This window comes from Pirellulales bacterium, assembly GCA_036267355.1.
In the GTDB taxonomy this organism is placed as follows: Bacteria; Planctomycetota; Planctomycetia; order Pirellulales; family DATAWG01; genus DATAWG01.
In genome coordinates this window covers 1-7,644 of record DATAWG010000035.1, presented here as the reverse complement: position 1 = coordinate 7,644, position 7,644 = coordinate 1, and the positions used below count along the sequence as shown (strand labels likewise).

Sequence of the window (7,644 nt, the reverse complement as noted above, 5' to 3'; positions counted from 1 at the left end):
GGCGGCCGAGCATGCGGCGATCGCCGGATATGCCGATTACGATGAATTCGCGCGGCAAGTTGCGGCGCTGGCCAAGCCGGGGTCGTGCGAGGTTTCCGCGCTAGCGACAACGCTCGGCGGCCGCAAGATTTTTCTGCTTTCGATCACGGCCGGCCCGATTCCGGCCGCCGATAAGCCGGCGATTCTCATCGTTGGAAACGTTCACGCGCCGCAACTGATGGGCAGCGAACTGGCGATGCGAATGGCTCGCCAATTATTGGACCGCGCGGGCAAAGATGCGGCCGTGAAATCGCTGCTCGAGCGGTTCGCGTTCTACATCATCCCGCGCCCCAGCCCCGACGCCAGCGAAGCGTTTTTCCAGTTGCCGCGGCGCGAGCGGGAAGGAAATCTTCGCAACACGCGCGATCCGCGCGATCCCGACGCCGCCGACCCGGCCGCCGATCTCAATTCCGATGGCATGATCACGATGATGCGCGTCGCCGATCCGGCCGGGCATTGGATCCCGCATCCGGCCGATCCACGCGTCTTGATCCGCGTGAATCACGACCAGCCCGAGCACGGCCGGTATGAACTTTATCCGGAAGGGCGGCACGACGATGATGCCGCGCCGGTCGAAGGCTGGGGCGAGGGTGTCGCCTTCAATCACAACTTTCCGTTCCGCTACCCATATTTCAAGCGCGGCGCCGGACCGAATGCCGTTTCGGAAATCGAGACCCGCGCGGTCGCGGATTTCGCCTTCGATCATCCGAACATTGCGATCGTGTTCTGTTTCTCGCCGGAAGATAACCTGATGCATCCTTGGCGCCCCGGCGGCGACCAAGGCCGCGGCAAAACGTCGCTGTTGCCGGACGACGAGGCCGAATTTGCCCACGTCGCCGAGACCTACCGCGGCATTCAACACGAAAGCGATGCTCCGGAGTCGCCGCCCGGCGAGGGATCGTTTTCCGAATGGGCCTACTTTCAATATGGCCGCTGGTCGTTCGCCGCCCGCGGCTGGTGGGTTCCCAAGGTTCCCGCGCCGGCCGGCAAGCCGGCGAGCAATGATCCTCGCGGCGCGGACGAACTGAACGCGCTGAATTGGCTGGCCCGCGAAAAGATCGACGGCTTCATCCCCTGGACACCGATCCATCATCCCGATTTTCCGGGGCAAGTGGTGGAGATCGGCGGCTTCAAACCGTTCGTGCTCTTGAATCCGCCGGCCAAGCAACTCGATCCGCTCGCCGAACGGCACACCGACTTCGTCTTGCAACTGGCGCGGCTCATGCCCGAATTGAAAATCAGCGAAGCGCGGGCGGAGCTGCTCGGCGGCGGCATCCAGCGAGTCAGCGTCGCGGTGGCGAATCTCGGGTATTTGCCTACCGCTTCCGCGATGGGCCAATTGAGCGGCGAAGTTTATCCGCTGCTGTTGCGGCTCGACGCCCCGAAGGGATCGACCTATTTGAAAGGCTCGCCGCGCACCGAATTGGAGCGGATCCGCGGCGGCGACCAGATTCGCTGCACCTGGCTGATCCGGCCGCCGGGCGGCAAACCGGCAGCGGCCACCGTCCGCGTGTCGGCCCCCGCCGCCGGTTCCGCAACCACGACGATCGAATTGAAATGAGTCGTCTCAATGGCGCATGACGTTGCAGCGCGTGCCACTGGCGGCGGAGCAGCAACCGAAATAGCAGGCACACTCTGTGTGCCGTCCGCACTGCTCAGTGCGCAGCGCATCGCGGCGCGCCGACGGCACACGGAGTGTGCCTACTACAATCAGGGTGTTTTCGTCGCTCCTTACAAAGAAGTCGGGGATTAGTGGTCCAGAGTGGCACACGGTGGGAGTTGTCAATGATGCGCGAACGTCCGCTTGAATACTGTTTTCCGCTTCTCCTGCTCGTCGGCATGTTGCTCTTCGCATTGCCCGCCCATGGCGCGGAGCCAACGCCGCCGCTGGCTCGGCAACCGGCCGATCAACCGGATCATCCGCCGCTCGACGATGTGTTGCCCTACCAACCGCAGGGCGCAACTTCGACGCCCAAAGTCGACGTCCATTGGGACCGCTACCACGACTACACCGCTGCCACGCGTTTGCTCGAGCGATTGGCCAAGGCCTTTCCCGATCGGGCCAAGCTCACAAGCTTGGGAAAATCCTACGGCAACCGCCAAATGTGGATGCTGACGGTCACGAATTTCAAAACTCCCGCGGCCGAATCCGACAAGCCGGCCTTCTGGATTGATGGCGGCATCCACGCCAACGAGATTCAAGCCAGCGAAGTGGTGCTCTACACCGCTTGGTATCTGCTGGAAATGTACGACCGCTCGCCGATGGTGCGGCGATTGCTCGACGAGCGCACGTTCTACCTGATGCCGATGATGAGTCCCGACTCGCGCGACGCTCATTTCTACGAGCCGAACTCGACCCACAGCCCTCGCGCCGGCCAGCGCCCCATCGGCGATGCCCGCGATGGAGCCGTTTCCGAAAGCGACCCGCGCGACGATTTGGACCAGGATGGCAACATTACGGAAATGCGCGTCCGCGATCCAAACGGCCGGTCGAAGCCCGATCCCGATTTTCCCGAGCGCATGATCCGCGCCCAGCCCGACGAGAAAGGGAGCTACACGCTCTTGGGAAGCGAAAGCTTCGATCGGCCCGGCGAAGGCAAGGTGTATCGCATCCGCCGCGAATACTACGATCCCAATCGCGATTGGGCCTGGCATTGGGAGCCCTACTACGTGCAGCCGGGCGCTTATCGCTATCCGTTTTCGATTCTCGAAAATCGAATGGTGGCCGATTTCATCATGGCCCATCGCAATATCGCCGGCGCCCAGTCGTATCACAATGCCGGAGGAATGATTTTGCGCGGACCCGGCGTGAAAATCGATCAATACGATCCGGCCGACATCGCGATTTTCGACGTGCTCGGCAAACGCGGCGAATCGATGCTGCCCGGCTATCGCTACATCGCGACCGGCCAGGATCTTTACGAATGCTACGGGGCCGAACTCGATTGGCTGTACATGATGCAGGGCGTCTTCGCATTCACCAATGAATTGTTTCCCGCCTTCAATTTCAACCGCCAAAAACCCGACGCCGGACACGGCGAGGCGGTCTTGCGGCAGTTCGATCGCGACTTGCTATTGGGCGACGGCTATGTGCCGTGGCATGCGGTGCGGCATCCGGTGTATGGCATGATCGAAGTGGGCGGGCTGAAGAAGAATTGGGGGCGCCAGCCACCCTCGTTCTTGCTCGAAGAAGAGTGCCATCGCAACATGGCCTTCACGCTCTACCACGCCGATCAAATGCCGCTGGTGAAGGTGCAATCGATCGACGTGCGGCCGCTCGATGCGTCGAGCGATGAAAAATCGCCGGGTGGAAAATCGCCGGACGACAAACTGACGCAGGTCACCGCCGTCATCTCCAACGAACGGCTGTTGCCCACCCACGCTGCGATCGATATCGAACATCACATCACGCCGCCGGATCTCGTAACCGTCTCCTGCCCACACGCCACCGTGATCGTCGGGCTGACCGCAACCGACCAGTTTTTCGAAACGGTCACGGAGCAAAAGCGTTTTCCGAGCAGCCTGCGATTGAAAACGGTGCCGAGCATGGGCGCGGCTTATGTGCGCTGGATCGTGTCGGGAACCGGCCCGTTCACGGTGCGCGTCGAGTCGTACAAAGGTGGCAACGACGAGAAGAAGAGCAATGCTCTCACCGCAGCGGAACCGCCGCTAAAGTAGCAGGCACACTCCGTGTGCCGTCTGCCGTTCAATGCGTGCAACGGATCTGCTGTGTGTGCGGCGCGCCGCGGAGCGCAGACGGCACATGGAGTGTGCCTGCTACGTCGGTTGCGGCTGCACCCGATTGTCTCGCAGCAAGGTTTGTTCAGCCTGCGCGCAGGCCGTTCAACAGCGTGCTGAATGCCGCTAGGGCCCGGTCGAGAACTTCCGGCTCCGGCAATCGCACTTGCAGATACGACTGCCCTGTCGCTTCGTCGCGGGCGGTTTGAAACAGGCCGGCCGAGGTTTGCGATCGGCCTTGATTCGCTGCGACGCGAGCCGTCGGTGGATTGGAGGCGGCAACTGCGAGTTGCTCGAGCAACGTCAATCCGCCTTGCAGCAGGCCTAGCAGCGGCTCCGATCTGGATTGGCCGACTATGCCCGCGAGAAGAGCGGTGGGCCTGGGCGATTCTTCACTTTCCGCCTTATCGCCGCGGCCGTGCCGGTCGGGCTGCCCCGAGCCGTTGCCCTTGCCATTTGCATGCCGGCCCATTTCACTCGAAGGGCCGTTGCGGCCGTGTTCGGCGGTTTCGCCGTCGCGTGCCGCTGCCGCCGTCGCGGGCAAATCTTCCATTTCGGCAGCGGTCGGGCCCGTGATGTGGCTCGACACATTTTCGACCGTTTGCATGAATCGCTTCAAGCGGCTGCCGCCCAAAAAGACCTCCGACTCGCCCCCATCGAGTACGCCGGCGAACAGCGATTTCTTGAAGCTCAGCACCGAAAGCATCCCCTCTTCGATCGTTCCCTTGGCGACGTAATTCACGACGCTCACCGGCTGCTGTTGCCCGAGCCGATGCACGCGGCCGATGCGCTGTTCGAGCACGGCGGGATTCCACGGCAGATCGACATTCACCACGACGTTCGCATGCTGCAAGTTCAGGCCGACGCCGCCGGCATCGGTGGCCAAGAAGGCCCGGCACGTGCGGTCGTTGCGAAACCGATCCACCAGCGATCCGCGCTTGTTGGCCGGCACTCCGCCGTGAAACAGCACGAAGTCCCACGAGCGCTCCTCGAACCGCCGCCGCAGCAATTCGTGCATCCGCAGCCATTGGCTGAAGATGACCACCTTCGTTTCCGGCCCTTCATAGAGCTCTTCCAAGAGCGTGGCCAATTCGTCGGCCTTCGGGCCGGAATCGGTTTTCTGGTCGAGCAGATAGGCCGAGTCGCACGACATCCGCATGTTTTGCAGACCGATCATCAGCCGCCGCTGATCGGCTTCGGAAAGAAACCCATGCCGCCGCCATTTGGCGACGACGCGGGCCACCGTCTCGCGATTCTCCTCGTGGTGCTGCAATTGCTCGGCCGTCATGCCGACGAAGAAGTTCTTGTCCAATCGCGGCGGAAGCTGATCGAGCACTTCGCTCTTGCGGCGGCGAATCAGAATCGGCGCGAGCGTTTGCCCGATGCGATCGAGCCCGCGATACCCGACGACGCGGCCCGCTTCGTCGCGCGATTGATGCTCGTCGAGCAGGCGGAACGTCGGGCCGAGGCGAAAACGGTCGATGAATTGCACGATCGAAATCAACTCTTCGAGCCGGTTTTCCAACGGCGTGCCGGTCAGCACCACGGCATACGGCGATACGATCCGTTTCACGCTCCGCGCGAGCCGCGTGTTCCAGTTCTTGATCCGCTGCGCCTCGTCGAGGATTACCAAATCCGGCGACCAATGGCCGATCGCTTCGAGATCGCGATAGACGGTGTCGTAGTTGGTGATTTTAAAAAAACTCGGCGATGCGAATTGCTCGCGGCGGCGCAACTGCGAACCGCCGATTACTTCTGCCGGCCGCTCGGTGAATTTGGCGATTTCGCGTTCCCATTGATGCTTGAGCGACGTGGGACAAACCACCAACACCCGCTCGACGCCGCAATAGCGAGCCAGAATCTCCGCGGCCGCGATCGCTTGAATCGTCTTGCCAAGCCCCATCTCATCGCCGATCAGCACCCGGCCGGCCTTCGCGGCAAACAGCGCTCCCTCGCGCTGATAATCGTAGAGCGGCACTTTCAACAGGTCTTTGAACGCCGGGCTGCGAGTCCCGCGCGGAAATGCCTGCTCCAGCACCTCGCGGCGGCGCTCCGCATCGCGCACCTCGGCCACGAGCGACAACACGTCTTCATAGCATCGCAACTTATGGTTGATTTTTCCCGCCGCGGAAAGAAGCGTTTCAAAGCGGCCGAAAGCGTCGGGCAACAGCCGCTGCTCGGCGTCGAAATATTGCGCGGCGAGCCGGGCCAGTTCTGTCGGGCAATCTTCGCCGGCGCGAAATCGCACTTCGCGCCGCGACCCGTATTGTACGTAGATCTCGCTATACGGCGGACGAAAGCCGGCCCTGAGCGCCGCCTTGCCGCCGCGGCGCCGGGCCAATTGCTCGAGCACGAACTCGATATGCTTGCACGTCCCAAGCGTGCTGGTGGCAAAATCAGCGCAGGAACAGAAATTATCGCCCGGCTCCGTGCCGCGAATGGCCACGCGATACGTGCTCTTGCTTGCTGGATTGGTGACTTCGAATTCGGAAAAGACCGGTTCGGCCCCGATATTGCGCCAAGTGAACTGCTGCTCGCGGCCAAACTGCCGCCGCAATTCACGCTGCCACGCTTCCAGCGACATCTCGGCCGGCTTGTACAGCCGCGAGAGCTTCGCCGCGCGAGCCGGCCGGCGTTTTGCCGACGTTGTCTTGCGAGCCGAGCGGCGAGATTGCGATGCCGTGGCCATTCGCATTCCTCCATGAATTCGAGTTCAATTTCGCGGTGCAGCCAGATGGCCGGCATTATAGCGCCGGCCGCGAAAGATGTCGAATCAGCAGCGGATATAAAGGGGACAGGCGCATATAATGGGCAAGATGAGAATGGGCGGATATAAAGGGGACAGGCGCATATAATGGGCAACATGAGAACGTGCCCTAGTTCGGTTTCTTGCGCGGTCGGCCTCGGGGGCGGAGCGTTGGTTGCAAGCCCAATTGCTCGGCCGCCTGCTCGCTCCACTCGGCATCGCCGAAGGGGCTGCCGCGACGGACCGAGCGGCGAATCCGCTCGAGTTCCGCCGCCGTCTGCGGCGAATTGACCCGCTCAATCCAGTCGGCCGGGCGTGGCAACGGCCAGTCGCAAAGCGCCGGCCCGGCGCCCGCCGCGCCGCGCAGGCTGCCCCACGGCCACTGCTCCGCGCGCTCGACCAATTCGGCCCTCAGTGCGTTTCGCTCCACGTAGCGAACCACCGAATAAAAATGCTCATCGCTCTCGATCGGAAACGACTTGAATCGCCCCTGATACAAGTGCCCGTAGCCGACGCGGCGCTTCGCCCGTTGCCAGCGTTGGGTGTGCATGTTGGTCATTCGCTGCATGAAGCCGGACAAATCGCCGTCGCGCGCGGGCCACAGGACAAAGTGCCAGTGATTCGGCATCCAGCAGTAGGCACAGACGCGAATCGGCGCCACGCGCAGCGTCTCTTCCACGACCCCTGCGAACGCTCGGTAATCCCTGTCGGTGCGGAACAGTCGCATCCGCCCGACGCTGCGGTTCAGCACATGAAACAACATCCCGCCGGGCGCGACTCGTGCGATTCGAGGCATGGACAACATCTTGCCAGAACAACCCATCCTCGTCAATATATGCGCCTGTCCCCTTTATTCTTCTCGGCCGAAGGACAAAGACGTATTGCGGGGATCGATCGGCCGACATCGTCGTGCCCGCGACCTCAGCGTATACGAGGCTATGGGTTTCCCAATATTGACCTTCATCGTTTGCGCGCGCTGCGGCGGTTAACATCCAAACTGCGATAAAAGCGATGGCAAAGATTGGGACAGATGACTTCAAAATCGCTCCTTCCAAAACGTGCCTGGCGCAAGCGACAGAGCGCGTCTGGATACCGGGTCGGATCATAGTGGCGGACCTCAA

The 7,644-nt window shown here is 62.1% G+C and carries 4 protein-coding genes; 2 read left to right on the top strand and 2 right to left on the bottom strand.

The window, feature by feature from the left end; translation table 11 throughout:
- Window positions 1-1,600, top strand: a 1,600-nt coding sequence (locus tag VHX65_05775) for a M14 family metallopeptidase (protein ID HEX3998041.1), incomplete at its 5' end; no start/stop codon positions are given.
- Window positions 1,601-1,824: 224 nt separating this feature from the next.
- A complete protein-coding gene (locus VHX65_05770) occupies window positions 1,825-3,717 on the top strand; it encodes a M14 family metallopeptidase (protein HEX3998040.1) in 1,893 nt (630 codons plus the stop codon).
- 145 nt (window positions 3,718-3,862) lie between these two features.
- On the opposite strand, the gene VHX65_05765 is transcribed toward VHX65_05770, so the two are convergent.
- Together VHX65_05765 and VHX65_05760 are read right to left on the bottom strand one after the other, a co-directional pair.
- Complete coding sequence (locus tag VHX65_05765) at window positions 3,863-6,466, bottom strand: DEAD/DEAH box helicase (GenBank protein HEX3998039.1); 2,604 nt, start codon at window positions 6,464-6,466, stop codon at window positions 3,863-3,865.
- A 187-nt stretch (window positions 6,467-6,653) separates the two neighbouring features.
- On the bottom strand, window positions 6,654-7,319 hold the full coding sequence (locus tag VHX65_05760; GenBank protein ID HEX3998038.1) for a transposase: 666 nt from the start codon (window positions 7,317-7,319) through the stop codon (window positions 6,654-6,656).
- Window positions 7,320-7,644 lie beyond the last annotated feature (325 nt).

Excerpts from the sequence above, each read along its gene's own strand:
- VHX65_05770 (HEX3998040.1), top strand. The coding sequence starts at position 1,825 with ATGATGCGCGAACGTCCGCTTGAATACTGTTTTCCGCTTCTCCTGCTC.
- VHX65_05765 (HEX3998039.1), bottom strand. The coding sequence starts at position 6,466 with ATGGCCACGGCATCGCAATCTCGCCGCTCGGCTCGCAAGACAACGTCG.
- VHX65_05760 (HEX3998038.1), bottom strand. The coding sequence starts at position 7,319 with ATGCCTCGAATCGCACGAGTCGCGCCCGGCGGGATGTTGTTTCATGTG.